We start from the raw sequence: 14,035 nt of genomic DNA, 5'->3' as shown, positions 1-14,035 counted from the left end.
GACGGCTGGGCTCAAATTCGTTTGTACACGAATGATACGCTCCTCAGCACGCTTGTCAAAGGAGAACATTCGGTCCACCTTCGCGACGACTTCATCAAAAAGGGAGACAGGGCATGGCCGACGAGGCGCTGATCGTGATCGATGTGCAGAATGATTTCTGCCCCGGGGGAGCGCTTGCCGTTGAAGACGGCGACGCAGTGGTTCCGGTCATCAACGGACTGATCGGGCGCTTCGACCATGTGGTCCTGACCCAGGATTGGCACCCGGAAGGCCATTCCAGCTTCGCCTCCTCGCATCAGAGAAAGGCCCCGTTCGAGACGATCGAAATGCCCTATGGCACGCAGACGCTTTGGCCTGATCACTGTGTGCAAGGCACCAAAGGCGCTGCGTTCCACGAAGGGCTGGCATGGGACAAGGCGGAGCTTGTCATCCGCAAGGGTTTTCGCAGCGCGATCGACAGCTATTCGGCCTTTTTCGAAAACGACCACGAAACGCCCACCGGCCTTTCAGGCTATCTTCGCGAACGTGGCATCACCAAAGTGACGCTTGCCGGCCTCGCCACGGATTTCTGCGTAGCCTATTCGGCCATCGACGCGCGCCGTCAGGGTTTTGAGGCCACCGTCATCATGGATGCCTGCCGCGCCATCGACCTCGACGGCTCATTGGCAGCAATGACTGCGAAGATGAATGAGGCGGGTGTGACGCTCGCGTGAGTGATGGGCTTGCTGAGTTAGGAGCCCGGCACCAACGTCCCGGTCACCCTACCCCCACATAGCGGTGCACCATCTCGGGGTCCTCCCGCAGCCGCTCGACATCCACCGTCTCGCGGTTGCGGCCGTTCTCGATGAACGCGACCCGGTCCGCCACTGGCAGCACCGCATCGACCCGCTGCTCCACGAGTATGGTGGAGACCCCGCGCTCGCGCAGCCCCGCTACTGTCTCGCGAATGCGCGCGATCATGGAGGGCATCAGCCCTTCCGTCGGCTCATCCAGAAGCAGCACCTGCGGCTCCAGACAGAGCGCCCGCGCCATGGCCAGCATTTGCTGCTCACCGCCGGAGAGCGTGCCGGAGCGCTGCTTCAGGCGCTCGCGCAACACAGGGAAGAGATCAAGCACACTGTCGCGCGTGGCAGCGCCCTTGCCGCGCGTCATCAGGCCGATCTCGATGTTTTCGCCCACTGTCAGCTCGGAAAAGAGCCGCCGCCCCTGCGGCACATAGGCGACACCGGCCTTCGGCACCTCATGCGGCGCAAGACGGTTCAACTCCACATCGCCAAGCAGGATGCGCCCGGCGGTGGCAGGCACCAGTCCCATGATCGTTTTCAGCGCGGTCGTCTTACCCGCGCCATTGCGGCCAAGCAGGCACAACACCTCGCCCTGCCGCAATTCCAGATCGAAGCCGCGCAGCACCTGCACATGGCCATAGGCGCTGTCGACATTTTCCATTGTCAGGGCAGCCGTCATCTCAACCTCCGAGATAGGCCTGCTGGACGGCCTGGTTTGCGCGGATTTCGGCAGGTGCGCCCTGCGCGAGAATGCGCCCCTGTTCCATCACCGTGATGCGCTCGGCAAGCGCCATGACCACATCCATATTGTGTTCGATCAGAAGCACCGTCGCCTCCTCGCCGATCTGGCGCACCAGCGCGATGAAATTTTCGATCTCGCTGTCGGAAAGGCCCTGCGTCGGTTCATCGAGGATGAGAAGACGCGGCCGGAGCGCCAGCCCCATCGCCACTTCGAGAAGCCTCTGGTGCCCATAGGAAAGATTGCCAGCCACCTTGTCGGCGTGATCGCCTAGCCCGACCTTCTGAAGCGCGTCCACGCCGTGCTCGGTCAGCGCGCGGGAAGAGAGCCCCCTCTCATGATCGTCGATCAATTGCCGCTGCACCGCCAGCGCCACATTGTCGAAGGCCGTCAGATTGGCAAACACGCTGGTGATCTGAAACGTGTAGGCGATGCCCGCCCGCACCCGCTTGTGAGCGGGCATAAGCGAAATGTCCTTCCCATCGAAGACGACGCGGCCATCGGTGGGCGCAACACGCCCGCAGATCAGACTCACAAAGGTCGTCTTGCCGGCCCCGTTCGGCCCGATGATCGCATGGGTCTCGCCTTCCGGCAGCGAAAAATCCACGCCATCAACCGCCCGCAGCCCGCCGAAGGAGCGGCCAAGCCCATGGGTCTCAAGAAGCGGCTTCACGGCAGCCATGGCAACCACCTTTCACGCACCGTACCGATGATGCCTTTGGGGAAAAACAGGATCACGCCGATCAACACCAGACCGACCACCATGAGATGCGCCGTGGTGTAGCTCGACGCCGTATCGATAACATAGAACATGAACAGTGTGCCGATGAGCGGCCCGAGCGTTGTCGCCGCCCCGCCGACCAGCACCCACAGCAGCGGCAGGATGGAATACTGGATTGCCGCAAAGCCTGATCCGACATAGCCGAAAAGCACGGCATAGGCCGCACCCGATGCGGCGCAGAAAAGCCCCGAAAGCACCACCGCCATCAGCTTGTTGGCGAAAACGTCATAGCCCAGCATGCGCATGCGCTCCTCGTTTTCGCGGATGGCGATCAGAGAGCGGCCATAGGGTGCGCGCACCAGAAACAGGATCGCAGCCAGAACGATTGCAAACAGCGAAAGCGCCACGAGATAGCGCGTCGACGGATCGGAGAGGTCGAGCACCCCGCCGGGAAAGCCCAGAACCCGCGTCTCCTGCGGCAGAACAAGCCCTTCCTCGCCGCGCGTATAGGTCGTGAAATAAAGGGTCATCAGGTAGAAGACCTGCGCGAACATCAGCGTCACGATCATGAACGCAACGCCCGTGGTGCGCAGCGCCAGAAAGCCAACAGCGAGCGCCACCACCACGCCGGCGGCAAGCCCGGCGCCGAAGGCCGGCCACACGCTCCATTCCAAATGATAGATGGTCAGCCCGGCTCCATAGAGCCCGGCGGCAAAGAACATTGCATGACCTAGGCTGAGCAGGCCCGTATAGCCAAACGCCAGATTGTAGCCCATGGCGAAAACCGCCAGCACCAGAACACGCGCAAACACGCCGCGATGATATTCCGGCAGGAGAAAGTTCAGCGCCAGAAGGAGCAGAACCACACCCACATGCAGCGCAATGGATTTTGTCGAAGGGGTCAGTCTGGTCATCGTGCCGCCGCTCCGAACAGGCCCTGCGGGCGGAAGACGAGGATCATGGCGACAGCCAGCGTCGCCAGCATCTTGGCGAGTGTCGGCGAGAAGAACATCGAGATGATGCCATCCGACAGGCCGATCAGCACCGCCGCCAAAACCGTACCGCGCAACGAGCCAAGCCCGCCGATGATCACGACGATGAAAGAGAGTAACAGCGGATCGTGTCCCATCAGGTAATGCGCCTGCTGGATGGGCACGATCAGCACGGCGGCAACGGCGGCCAGCCCCGCCCCCAGCGCGAACACACCGGCATAGACGCGCCCGACCGGAATGCCAAAAGCCTGCGCCGTCTCCCGGTCGAACTGGGTCGCGCGCATGATAAGGCCGATCTTCGTGCGTGTGAGCACAAACCACGTCGCCAGCATCATGATGATGGAAAAGCCGATCACGGCCAGCTTGTAGGCAGAATAGCCGAACCAGGGCAGTTGCATGCGATAATGGAACGGCGCCTCCACCGGTCGCGCCTCGGGCCCGTAAAATGTCAGTGCCAGCTGCTGGATGATGTAGAGCAGGCCAATCGTGGCAACGATCGTTGCCTCCGGCTCATATTTCAGCCGGCTTAAAACCAGCCGCTCGGCAACAAAGGCGATGGCGGCGACGACGAGCGGGCTCAGCACCAGCGCCACCATGAAACCGATTGCCGGGTGCCCGCCGAAAAGCGAGGCTACCCACCAGGCGAGCACCGCCCCCAGCATGTAGAATTCGCCATGGGCGACATTCACCACGCGCATGACACCGAAGACGAGCGAAAGGCCAAGCGCGATCAGCGACAAAACAGCCGCCGTCACCAGCCCTTCAAGCGTAGCGAGGAGAAAATACGGACCGAAGGCCATTCACAAATGCACTTTCATGAAAGGAGCGGAAGGAGAGCCGCCGAGCCATCCCATGGGAAAGCCGCAACGCTGACATCCCCCTCTCCCCGCCTGCGGGGAGAGGTAAGGGTGAGGGCGGAGCGCCGCCCCTAGCAACCTGTCAGAACGACATTGCCGTGTAGTCGGCCTCGGGCTCATACGCTCCATCTTCGATGGAGGTGCGATGCACCACTTCCAGCTTGCCGTCCTTCACCTGGCTAATGCTCTGTTCGCCAAAGACCTGGTGGATCTTGCCGTTAAACAGCTTCTTGCCCTGCGGATGGTCCGGCCCGGCCTCCATCTCGGTCATCGCCTCGGTGGCCTCGATCATCGCGGCGCGGTCATCCGGCCCCTTGTAATCGCACGCTTCCATCGATGCCTTGATGATGTTGAGGGTCTCCCAGCAACCAAACATATGGGCAGCGGTTGACACATCCTTGGCATCATTGACGCTGGCGCCATTCTCGTCAATGCCCGCGGCCTCGCGATAGGCGGTCACATAGTCCGGCTGGTCGGGCTGGGCATAGCGCGGCATGCCTTCCCAGAAATGGCTGCCCTCAAGGAATTCCAGCCCCGGGCTTCCCATGTCGACAGCCTCGAGCGAATCGATGAAGCCGAAGAGCTGCGGCCCACCGGAGCCGAAGAACTCGCCCATCTCCTTCACAAAGGTCAGCACGGCCGGCCCCACCATCACATGGTAGATCAGGTCCGTGTCGCGCGGGATCTGCGGGAAATAGCGGGTGAACGAGGTTTCAGTCGGCGGGATCGGCACCTTGGCCACCACCTGCCCGCCCTGCGCCTCGATGGCCGGGGTGAAGAAATCTCGGTGATCATGGCCGAACGCATAGTCCGGATAGACCAGCGTGACCTTCTTGCCCAGATTGCCAGCGATCCACGGCGCCATGGAGCGCGCCTGAGCCTTCACATCGGTGATGCCCGGCTGCACGCAGTAGCGGTTCATCTTGCCCGAAGCCACGTGATAGCCCTCGCTCACCACGTAGTAGGGAATTTTCAGCTCGCCCGCCGCCGGCGCGGAGCCAACCACCACGTGGGAAAACAGCGTGCCATAGACCAGATCGACCTTGTGCTGGTTGGCGAATTTCTCGACCACTTCCGCGCCGCGCTTCGGTCCGTGCCATCATCCTCGATGATGATCTCGAGCGGACGCCCATTGATACCGCCGGCATCATTGATGCGCTTGGCAGCAGCCGTCGTCACCCGCTCATACCAACGCCCATAGGCCGCGCCAATGCCGGTGCGATGGCACTGGAAACCGATCTTGATGGGTTCGGAAGACTGCGCCTGGCCATAGCGCACGAAGCCGGGTGCAGCCACCAGACCCGCCGCTGCTCCCAACCCCTTGAGCGCGGACCTGCGCGTCAGACCGCCGTTTAAATTAATCAGAGACTTGCGATTTTCACTCATGCCGGTTCCCCATTGTTGTGATCGTTTGACCGAGCATTTCCAACGGTTGGAAGCATTTTCCAGCGTCGGAAAAATCACTTGTGTACAAACTAAATCACCAATCCATTCCCTTGGCAACAGGACATGCCCCAAGGGAAACACAGCGGTGTTTTAAGCCATTTTGCGCTGCAGCGAAATTGGCAATGGGGGATAAAGACACGAAGAAACAAAGAGTTACCACGAACCCACTCAAAGCAGAATTGCGGGCGCGCCAAAACGCGTATCAAGAAAATTTATTCCAGCAATCCGCTGTTTTCAGCCAGCGGTGGGGGCGGAGAGCAGCCAGAGGCCAAAAACCGTATAGCCGACCATCAGGACAGCAAGCGGGATCTGGCTGACGGTCGCGAGCCGTGCCGATCCAAAATGCCGATAGGCAATCAGATGCGTCAGGACCACCGCCAGCACATGCCCGCCGATGATCGCCACGGCCTGCGCATTCCAGATGATCCAGGCCGATTGCGCGCCAAGCGTAGCGCCCGCCTGAACATGCATGCCTGCCGTGCCGAACAGGTTCCAGCCACGCATCAACGGGTCCGAGAGCGCCGCAAGCGCATACTGGCTGTTGATGGTAAACCCAACCAGATAGTGCGAAAAGTGATAGGCAAGCGCGATGGGAATGATCGACCACGCGAGAAGTCCCGCCAGCTTCCGCACGCCCCGCTTTCCGGCCAGCCGGCAGCCAAGCCAGACCGCGCCCATGAAACCGGAGAAAAGAAGCCCGAACATCACGACAAGCCCAAGCGAGCTCTCCCCGGTCACCGCCGAGCGACCGGGGAATTCCAGCGGGTTGATCCCGATAAGATCGAGCCAGAAGAAAGTGTGTTTGAGCCCGTCGAAGGAAACCGAACTCAAGGCCAGAAGCAGAAAGGCGACACCGGAAAGCGACAGCGCCGCCGCGCCTCCAAGCTTGTGGCCCGGCAGGCCGAGCACCAGCCTCTTTCGCCTGCCCTCCCCGCTCAGGGCAAACAGGGAGAGGCGCGAGAGCATACCGAAAAAGAGCGACAGGAACTCCGCACGTGTGCACCAGCTTTCATGGCCAAACAGGACCATGCCCGCGAAAGTGAAGCCCCAATAGAGCGAGACCGCCACCGCCAGTCGCTCGGGATCGGCGGGCGCCAGATACACCAGTTCGAACCATGCGAAGCCGAACAGGGTGAGGCAGGCCGGCCAGCGCCCCAGCACTGCTGGTAGAGGCCGGATCCCGCCTTCAGGCAGACCAGCACGCACGAGCATCCGCCACGGCCCATACCATGGATTGATCCACGCCCAGAGATTGCCGAGCAGGCCCTGCGCGACGGTGACACCCACCCAGAGCAGGGTCCAGATCACCAGCGGCAATGGGTTGGAGAGTGGATCACGACTGCCCTGAAACCCCGCATAGACGATACCCGCCAGAGCGAGGAAGGACAGAGTGCTGGTTACGGCTCGCCCATCCAGAGGAGTTGGAAGAAGCGAAATGCGGCGCGACAGCAGCCGTTCAACGCCCTGAACCGGAAGAAAGACAAGAACGAGAAAGCTCAGCGCAACCGCAAGCATGCCACCGAAGAGATAATAGTCGGTCGGCAGAAGCAGCACATAGCCACGCTCGGATGCGTGGGCCCACGCCGCTCCGCCAGAAAAGCAAAGTGCTGCGCCCGCAGATGCGGCACGCCTGCCGATTGCGTTCATGCCTGCTTTCCGGCAGCTCCGGCGCTCATGCCATCCAGATCGGCAAGTGTGAAAACGTCAACGGTCAGCCCCACATGCTCTTTCATCAGTGCCAGCGCCCCCTCCAGATTGCGGTCGAGAGCAAGCTCCATGAGTTGCGTGTGCTGGTCAAGGGACATGGCCGCATCAAGCGCCTCAATGGCAGCTTCATACCCTTCCTCCGCGCCTGCGGCGGCACGAAGCGTCGGCGTCACCGTCAGGAAGATGTGGTGCCGGCACAGCTGGCCCCATATCTGGGCGTAAAAATGCTTCAGCCAGGTCGCGTCGGCTGCGGAAAGCAGTGCCTCGTGAAAAGCCTGGTGCTTCTCCACCCAGTCGTGCAGGGCATCATCGGAAAGCCCCTTTGCCGGTATCTGACAGCGCGACAGGCGGTAGTGTGCCGTAACGACTGCAGCCTCCCAGTCGGTACCGCCTTTGCGTATGGATTCCTCCAGAAGCGTGGTTTCCACGGCCAATCGGGCCTTGGAGAGGTCTTCCAGTTCTGCCCGCGAGACGGGCGCAACCGCAAACCCGCGATTGCTTTCGGCAGTAACGAGCCGCTCGGCTTCGAGCCGCGAAAGCGCTTCGCGCAATGGCGTCCAGCCAAACCCATAGGTCTTGCGTAGCGCAGCGATCCGCAATGGCGCCCCCGGCATCAACCGTGTCGCCAGAATGTCGCGCCGAAGCTGATGATAGGCCGCTTCGGTCTTCGTCAGCGGCTCCGCGTCATCCACCACCATATGCTGCAATTCTGCTCCTCCTCGGGAACAAAAGTATATATAATTTCTGGCCCATTCAACGATTATATATAGTGTTTGACAGGCATTGCCCCGACGATATGATGGCCTTTCAAATGGATGGGGAGGATCCGCATGTGGCATGCGGAGCGCCGTCCGGCAAGGATTGCAGCGGGAAACCGGGCAGTCTCTGATTGTTATGTAGGGCGAGGACGCAGCCGGCAGGCTGCTCCCGATTTACAGGCCCCCGCGGCCTCTGGGAGGAATGACATGACTGTAAAATCACGCTTATCGCTGCGTGGCATTGTGGCTGCTGGCGCGGTGGTTCTCGGCCTCGGCGCTGCCAGTGCCGAGCCAATCCGCATCGGCATTGCAAATTTCGGTGAGCACCCGCAGCTCAACACGGCGATCCAGGGCTTCAAGGACGCTCTTGCCGCTGGCGGCTACGAAGAAGGCAAGGACGTTGTCTATTCCGAGAGCCACACCAATTTCGATGCTTCGCTCGTGCCGCAGATGATCGCCAAGCTGCAGGCCGAGGGTCCGGCCCTCATGTACACCGTGACGACGCCGGTTTCGCAGATCGCCAAGAAGGCGCTTTCCGGATCCGGCATTCCAATCGTCTTTTCAGCCGTCACCGACCCGGTGGCCGCCAAGCTTGTTCCTTCCTGGGAAGCCGGCGATGAAGGCATGACCGGCGCAACCGATCTTCAGGACGTTGCTGCCGTCATGGAGTTCGCCAAGAAGCTCGTTCCGAATGCTAAGCGCATCGGCCAGCCCTACAATCCGGGCGAGGCCAACGACGTGGCGCTGCTTGAGAAAGTCCAGGAAGCTGCCCCGGCTGCCGGCTTCGAGGTCGTGCCCGTGGGCGTCGACAATGTGAACGACATTCAGCAGCGCATCGCGTCGCTCGCCGGCAAGGCCGACGTGATCTATACGCCCGCCTCCAACCTGCTCCAGCCCGCGATTGCCGCCGTTTCGGCTGCCGCGCGGCAGGCCGGCATCCCGATCATCAACTCCGATGATGGCGCCGTGTCCGACGGCGTGGTTCCGGCAAGCTTTGCCGTGAATTACCAGCAGGTCGGCCTCAACGCCGGCAAGATCGCGCTGCAGATTCTCGATGGGACGGACCCCAAGTCGATCCCGCCGATGAACCCGGCCTATGAGGATCATTCGCCGCGCATCTCGAAAAAGGCCATGGCTGCCTTCGGCCTCGATATCCCTGAAGAGCTCGCCGACTGCGACTGCATCGTCGACTGATACGGCAGAAAATCAGGACGCGGCGCCCCATGGACGCCGCGTCAACTTCAAGGAGGCGCCGGTGCTGGAAATTCGTGCCGCACGCAAAGTGTTCTACCGGGGACAACCCGACGAAAAGATCGCCCTGAACGGGCTCGACCTCACCCTCAAAACTGGCGAATTCGGCGTCGTGATCGGCTCCAACGGGGCGGGCAAGAGCAGCATGCTCAACGCCATTTCCGGATCGCTCTCCCTCGATTCGGGCCAGATTCTCATCAATGGCGACGACATAACGGCTTTGCCGGTGCACAAGCGCGCCACCCGCATCGCCCGCGTGTTCCAGGATCCCATGCTCGGCACCGCTGCAAGCATGACCGTCGCCGAAAACATGCTTCTGGCAGAACTGCGCAGCACAAGGCGCACACTCCGCCACGGCCTCAATGCCAGGCGCCTTGCCGACTACCGCGAACGGCTTGCCATTCTCGGCCTCGGCCTGGAAGACCGCCTCAACACGCGCGTCGACCTTCTGTCAGGCGGTCAGCGCCAGTCGCTCTCGCTGATCATGGCCGTGGGCGGCTCACCCGACCTATTGCTCCTCGACGAGCACACCGCAGCGCTCGATCCGCGCACCGCCGACATCGTGATGGAGGCGACCGTGCGCGCTGTGGAGGCACTCAAGCTGACCACACTCATGGTCACCCACAACATGCAGCATGCCGTCGATTACGGCCACCGCGTCATCATGCTCAATGCCGGCCGTGTGCATCTGGAAATCGGTGGGGAAGAAAAGGCCAATGTGACCGTGCCCGACCTGATCGGCCATTTCGCCACCAAGACCGACAGCATGTTGCTCGCGAGCTGACCCATGATCGATTTTCTTCAAACCACGCTCACAAGCTTCGTCGCACTCATCCCGGTCACGCTCGCGCAAAGCCTGATCCTCGGCTTCGTCGTGGCCGGCATCATGATCCCCTTCCGCATGCTGAGCTTTCCCGACCTCACCAGCGAGGGCGCCTTCCCGCTAGGCGGCTGCGTCTGCGGCGTGGCGCTCGCCTCCGGCCTCGGCCCGCTCACGGCCATCGGACTGGCACTGCTCACCGGCTTCGTCGCCGGCTGCTGCACCGCCTTTATCCATCTGCGTTTCCGCATCCACACGCTTCTGGCCGGCATTCTCGTGATGACCATGCTCTACAGCGTGAACCTGCGCATCATGGGCCGCTCCAACCTTTCGGTGTTCGGCACGGAAACCATCTTCGACTGGGTGCCGTTCGTGCAGCCGGGCTTCCCGCTCGCCAAGATCATCGCGGTGGGCGTCATCACGCTCGCCATATTCCTGGCGCTCAACTTCTTCTTCACGACGGAGAAGGGCACGGCGGTTCGTGCAGTTGGCGCCAACCCGGTGATGGCCGAAGCACAGGGCATCAATGTCTGGGCAGCAACCATTGGCGGCATCGGCCTTGCCGGGGCGTTCTCCGCTTTCAGCGGCGCACTGATGGTGCAGTCGCAGGGCTTCGCCGATGTGAACATGGGCCTCGGCATCCTCATCAACGGCCTTGCAGCACTGATGATCGGCGAGGCCATCGTCGGCAAGGCGACCGTGTGGCGGCAGCTCCTCGCACCCTTCGCCGGTGCGATGGTCTACTACCAGCTTGTCTCGCTGTGCCTGGCGGCAGGCATGCCTCCACCGGATCTGAAGCTCGCCACCGGCGCATTCGTGCTTCTAATGCTCGCCCTGCCCACGCTGCGCGCCACGCGCGGCCGGCAAGCAGCAACGCCGCGTGAGAGCTTCCGCGAGTAGAAAACTCCGGGCATGGCCTCAAAGCATTGATGGGGAAATCAGATAGAGCGGTTGATCGTTTCCATGAAACGGTGAGCCGCTCTATTCGAGAGGCCGCGCCTCGGACGGCAGCATGATGGGAATCCCGTCTCGGACGGGATACGCAAGTTTCGCGCTCTTCGAGATCAGCTCGCTGTTCTCCGCGTCCCAGCGCAACGCCCCCTTGGTCAACGGACAGACGAGAAGTTCCAGAAGCTTGGGGTCCAGCGCAGCCTCGTTTCTGCCTTCGTCATCATCCTGCATCACAAACGCTCCAGTTTCCACGTCAGGCCCGCTCTCTACTGGAGCCGGTGCCCTGTCTCGCCATCGCCCTGCGCCAAAACGATCTCGGTTATGGCGATCAGCGTGTCCGCGCGCGTTTTGAGATCTGGCGCTTCAAGCAATGCCTGTTTTTCGGCCGGACCATACGGCACCATCATGGACAGCGCATTGACGAGGCTTGCATCCTCGGCCTGGTGCACACTATCCCAGTCCGCTTCCAGATTGTTGGCATCGAGATAGGCGCGCAACGCCTTCAACAAAGCGCCACGATCCACCTGCTGCTCATCGGAGCTGTCATGCAGGTCCGCCTCGAATGGGAGAATACGGCACTGACGGAACGGGGTCCTGACCTTGAGTTCTTCCAGCACCCTGAAGCGGCAGATGCCGATCAGGGTTATGAGATAGCGCCCGTCGCCCGTTTCGGAAACAGAGCCCAGTCGCCCGACACATCCCACATCGCAGAGTTCAGGCTCTCCGTCAGCCCTCTTCGCACCGTCGAGACGCGGTTGCACCATGCCGATCAAACGCGTTCCAGACAGCGCATGATCCGTCATCGCAAGATAACGCGGTTCAAAAATATTCAGCGGTAATCGCCCACCCGGAAGAAGCAGGGCCGCCGACAATGGAAACACGGGAATCACACTGTCGATATCGCGGCCGCTGCGATACGAGGTATTGCCTGCCTTCACATGACGTCTCCCGATCTTTAACCGATATCTGGAGCAGTCTTCTCAATAGGCAAATAAGCGAAAGACTTATGAGAACAGCAGCGACGACAGTTTGCGCCGTGCAGACAGCGTCGCCGGGTCCGAAGCGCCCCACGCCTCAAAGAATTTGAGAAGCTGCGCCCGCGCGCCGTCTTCGTTCCATTCACGATCCTTGCGCACAATGGTCAGCAGACTTTCGGCAGCCGCCGCACGGTCACCCCTGGCATTCTGAAGAAGCGCCATGTCGAAACGCGCCTGGTGGTCGTTCGGATCTGCGGCCAGGCGCTGCTCCAGCGCCGCGCTGTCGCCCAGATCGGCCACCTGCTCGGCAAGCGCCATCTTGGCCTGTACGGCTGCAATGGGAGCCGCCTCCCTGTGGCTCTCCGGTACCTTAGCCAGCACCTGCGCGGCCTGTTCCTTCTGCCCCGCCTCGAAGAGCAGATCGGCCAGGCCTCCTATAGCATCGACATTTTCAGGCTCGCGCTGAAGAACAGCCGAATAGATTTGCGCAGCCATCTGCTGGTCGCCGCTGGCAACGGCTTCTTTCGCCGCTTCGAGCGCTTCCGCGATCTCGTCGCCGCCGGCTCCGGCCACCAGTTTGTCGATAAACGCCTTGACCTGGCTCTCGGGCAACGCCCCCATGAAACCATCCACCGGTTGCCCGTCCTTGAAGGCGAAGACCGCCGGGATTGATTGAACACCAAGCTGGCCGGCAATGGCCGGATGCTCGTCGATGTTCATCTTCACGAGCTTCACCTTGCCACCGGCCGCGCGTACCGCATTCTCGATGATCGGCGTCAACTGCTTGCATGGCCCGCACCAGGGCGCCCAGAAGTCGACCAGCACGGGCTGATTGCGCGATTCCTGAATGACATCGGCCGTAAAGCCGGCGGTCGTCGTGACCTTGATCAGGTCTGCGGCCGGCGTCTGCGGCGAGTCGGAAAGTGAAAAGCCTTGACCAGCCGGAGCCCCAGGGGCCGAAGCAGGCGTCTCCCCACCAAAATCGACCTTGGTGGTATACTGTGCAGCCCCTGCACCATAATTGTCAGGCTTGCCGTATGGATTGTCGCCGTTGGTCATAAAGGCCCCTTCTCTGCTTCCGTCCGGCGCGGCCTGCAGGGAGTGCCGGTCAGCCGATAGAATACGTTTCGTCGCCACAAATGTTGGCGATCACTCTGTCACTTTCAAGACAAGCGGCTGATGCTCGACCGCTTCAAGAAAACGCATGAGATCATCGCGACCGATCGAAGTTGTCGCCTCGTTGGTCAGCGGATGCGCGTTGATGATGTCATTGTCCATCAAATCCGCGTCGAGCACCACTGTCACCCTGTGGTGATCGTCGTTGATGACACCAAACACAGTGACAGACCCCGGCTCCACGCCAAGATGTTCCATGAGCTTGTCCGGCTTGCCAAACGAAACACGGCTCGCCGCCCCGATCTTGTGGTGGATCGTCTTCAGGTCGACCTGCGCGTCCTCATCGACAGTAACAAGAAAGAAATTGTCCTTCTTGTCCTTGAGAAAGAGGTTCTTCGTGTGCCCTCCGGGTATCTCACCTCGAAGGGATTGCGAATCGGAAACTGTGAATAGCGCCGGATGCCGATGGGTCTCAGCCTCAATGCCCAGTTTTCCCAGGAATTCCAGCAGCGCTTCGGGTGATTTCGGCACGACCGAGCCTCATGAAGTCGAAGTTCTTTCCGCCACGGTCGTAGCCGTACCGGCCCCGCGGACGCAAGCCCGCAGGAGCGGAAAGCGGCAGTGCAGGCACGCCGCACCCACTGTCGGATACAGTTTTGAAAAAAGCGCATTGTGGCTGTCGATTTCCTGTTGCATTTGCCGGCGAGATCAGACTATAAGCGCGCCGTCGGAAGCGACAAGCCGAGCGGGCGTAGCTCAGGGGTAGAGCACAACCTTGCCAAGGTTGGGGTCGTGAGTTCGAATCTCATCGCCCGCTCCAGTTTTCCTTGCGACACGAACAGCTTACAGGCTCGGGTTTCCCGGGCCCTTTTGCTGTCTTGGGCTGGAAGTCGCGCCAGATGGCATATCTCCTCC

The 14,035-nt window shown here is 61.2% G+C and carries 14 protein-coding genes, 1 tRNA gene and 1 pseudogene; 5 read left to right on the top strand and 11 right to left on the bottom strand.

Annotation, left to right across the window (positions count from 1 at the left end; all coding sequences use genetic code 11):
• Nucleotides 1-113: 113 nt before the first annotated feature.
• Complete coding sequence (gene pncA / locus JCM21793_RS01070; protein ID WP_025029188.1) at nt 114-713, top strand: bifunctional nicotinamidase/pyrazinamidase; 600 nt, start codon at nt 114-116, stop codon at nt 711-713.
• A gap of 43 nt (nt 714-756) precedes the next feature.
• Here pncA and JCM21793_RS01065 read toward each other — a convergent pair whose 3' ends face one another.
• From JCM21793_RS01065 to JCM21793_RS01035, 7 genes and pseudogenes are all read right to left on the bottom strand, one after another.
• The gene (locus JCM21793_RS01065; protein ID WP_025029187.1) at nt 757-1,464 is read right to left on the bottom strand and encodes an ABC transporter ATP-binding protein; all 708 of its coding nucleotides are present in this window, start codon (nt 1,462-1,464) and stop codon (nt 757-759) included.
• Between the two features lies 1 nt (nt 1,465).
• On the bottom strand, nt 1,466-2,206 hold the full coding sequence (locus tag JCM21793_RS01060) for an ABC transporter ATP-binding protein (RefSeq protein WP_155983354.1): 741 nt from the start codon (nt 2,204-2,206) through the stop codon (nt 1,466-1,468).
• Nucleotides 2,194-3,159: a branched-chain amino acid ABC transporter permease gene (locus JCM21793_RS01055; protein WP_025029185.1), complete on the bottom strand. Its 966-nt coding sequence runs from the start codon at nt 3,157-3,159 to the stop codon at nt 2,194-2,196. Before JCM21793_RS01055 ends, JCM21793_RS01060 begins: the two co-directional genes overlap by 13 nt.
• A complete protein-coding gene (locus tag JCM21793_RS01050) occupies nt 3,156-4,037 on the bottom strand; it encodes a branched-chain amino acid ABC transporter permease (protein WP_025029184.1) in 882 nt (293 codons plus the stop codon). Before JCM21793_RS01050 ends, JCM21793_RS01055 begins: the two co-directional genes overlap by 4 nt.
• Before the next feature lie 139 nt (nt 4,038-4,176).
• A pseudogene (locus JCM21793_RS23420) lies at nt 4,177-5,480 on the bottom strand (ABC transporter substrate-binding protein).
• Between the two features lie 294 nt (nt 5,481-5,774).
• On the bottom strand, nt 5,775-7,187 hold the full coding sequence (locus JCM21793_RS01040) for a hypothetical protein (RefSeq protein ID WP_025029183.1): 1,413 nt from the start codon (nt 7,185-7,187) through the stop codon (nt 5,775-5,777).
• On the bottom strand, nt 7,184-7,945 hold the full coding sequence (locus tag JCM21793_RS01035; protein ID WP_007007028.1) for a GntR family transcriptional regulator: 762 nt from the start codon (nt 7,943-7,945) through the stop codon (nt 7,184-7,186). The genes JCM21793_RS01040 and JCM21793_RS01035 overlap by 4 nt, the downstream gene beginning before the upstream one ends.
• Before the next feature lie 267 nt (nt 7,946-8,212).
• Here JCM21793_RS01035 and JCM21793_RS01030 point away from each other — a divergent pair, with 267 nt between their 5' ends.
• The 3 genes from JCM21793_RS01030 to JCM21793_RS01020 all read left to right on the top strand — a co-directional run bounded on the left by JCM21793_RS01030 (nt 8,213) and on the right by JCM21793_RS01020 (nt 10,976).
• The gene (locus JCM21793_RS01030; RefSeq protein WP_025029181.1) at nt 8,213-9,199 is read left to right on the top strand and encodes an ABC transporter substrate-binding protein; all 987 of its coding nucleotides are present in this window, start codon (nt 8,213-8,215) and stop codon (nt 9,197-9,199) included.
• A gap of 61 nt (nt 9,200-9,260) precedes the next feature.
• Nucleotides 9,261-10,040 (top strand): ABC transporter ATP-binding protein, encoded by a 780-nt coding sequence (locus JCM21793_RS01025; protein ID WP_025029180.1) that lies wholly within the window; start codon nt 9,261-9,263, stop codon nt 10,038-10,040.
• 6 nt (nt 10,041-10,046) lie between these two features.
• Nucleotides 10,047-10,976 (top strand): ABC transporter permease, encoded by a 930-nt coding sequence (locus JCM21793_RS01020; RefSeq protein WP_025029179.1) that lies wholly within the window; start codon nt 10,047-10,049, stop codon nt 10,974-10,976.
• Between the two features lie 81 nt (nt 10,977-11,057).
• On the opposite strand, the gene JCM21793_RS01015 is transcribed toward JCM21793_RS01020, so the two are convergent.
• From JCM21793_RS01015 to JCM21793_RS01000, 4 genes are all read right to left on the bottom strand, one after another.
• Nucleotides 11,058-11,258 carry a Trm112 family protein gene (locus JCM21793_RS01015; protein ID WP_007007031.1) on the bottom strand — a complete coding sequence of 67 codons (201 nt, stop codon included), beginning with the start codon at nt 11,256-11,258 and terminating at the stop codon, nt 11,058-11,060.
• A gap of 35 nt (nt 11,259-11,293) precedes the next feature.
• Nucleotides 11,294-11,965, bottom strand: a complete 672-nt coding sequence (locus JCM21793_RS01010; protein ID WP_007007032.1) for an LON peptidase substrate-binding domain-containing protein — start codon at nt 11,963-11,965, stop codon at nt 11,294-11,296.
• A 66-nt stretch (nt 11,966-12,031) separates the two neighbouring features.
• Nucleotides 12,032-13,063, bottom strand: coding sequence for a thioredoxin (gene trxA, locus JCM21793_RS01005; protein ID WP_025029178.1), 1,032 nt, complete (start codon nt 13,061-13,063; stop codon nt 12,032-12,034).
• Between the two features lie 90 nt (nt 13,064-13,153).
• A complete protein-coding gene (locus JCM21793_RS01000; RefSeq protein WP_007007033.1) occupies nt 13,154-13,651 on the bottom strand; it encodes a prolyl-tRNA synthetase associated domain-containing protein in 498 nt (165 codons plus the stop codon).
• Nucleotides 13,652-13,865: 214 nt separating this feature from the next.
• On the opposite strand from JCM21793_RS01000, the gene JCM21793_RS00995 reads away from it, so the two are divergent.
• Nucleotides 13,866-13,940: transfer RNA gene (locus JCM21793_RS00995), tRNA-Gly, on the top strand.
• Nucleotides 13,941-14,035: the final 95 nt, after the last annotated feature.

This window comes from Nitratireductor aquibiodomus NL21 = JCM 21793, assembly GCF_000615975.1.
GTDB classification, from domain to species: Bacteria; Pseudomonadota; Alphaproteobacteria; order Rhizobiales; family Rhizobiaceae; genus Nitratireductor; species Nitratireductor aquibiodomus.
This window is presented reverse-complemented; position numbering and strand designations above follow the sequence as displayed.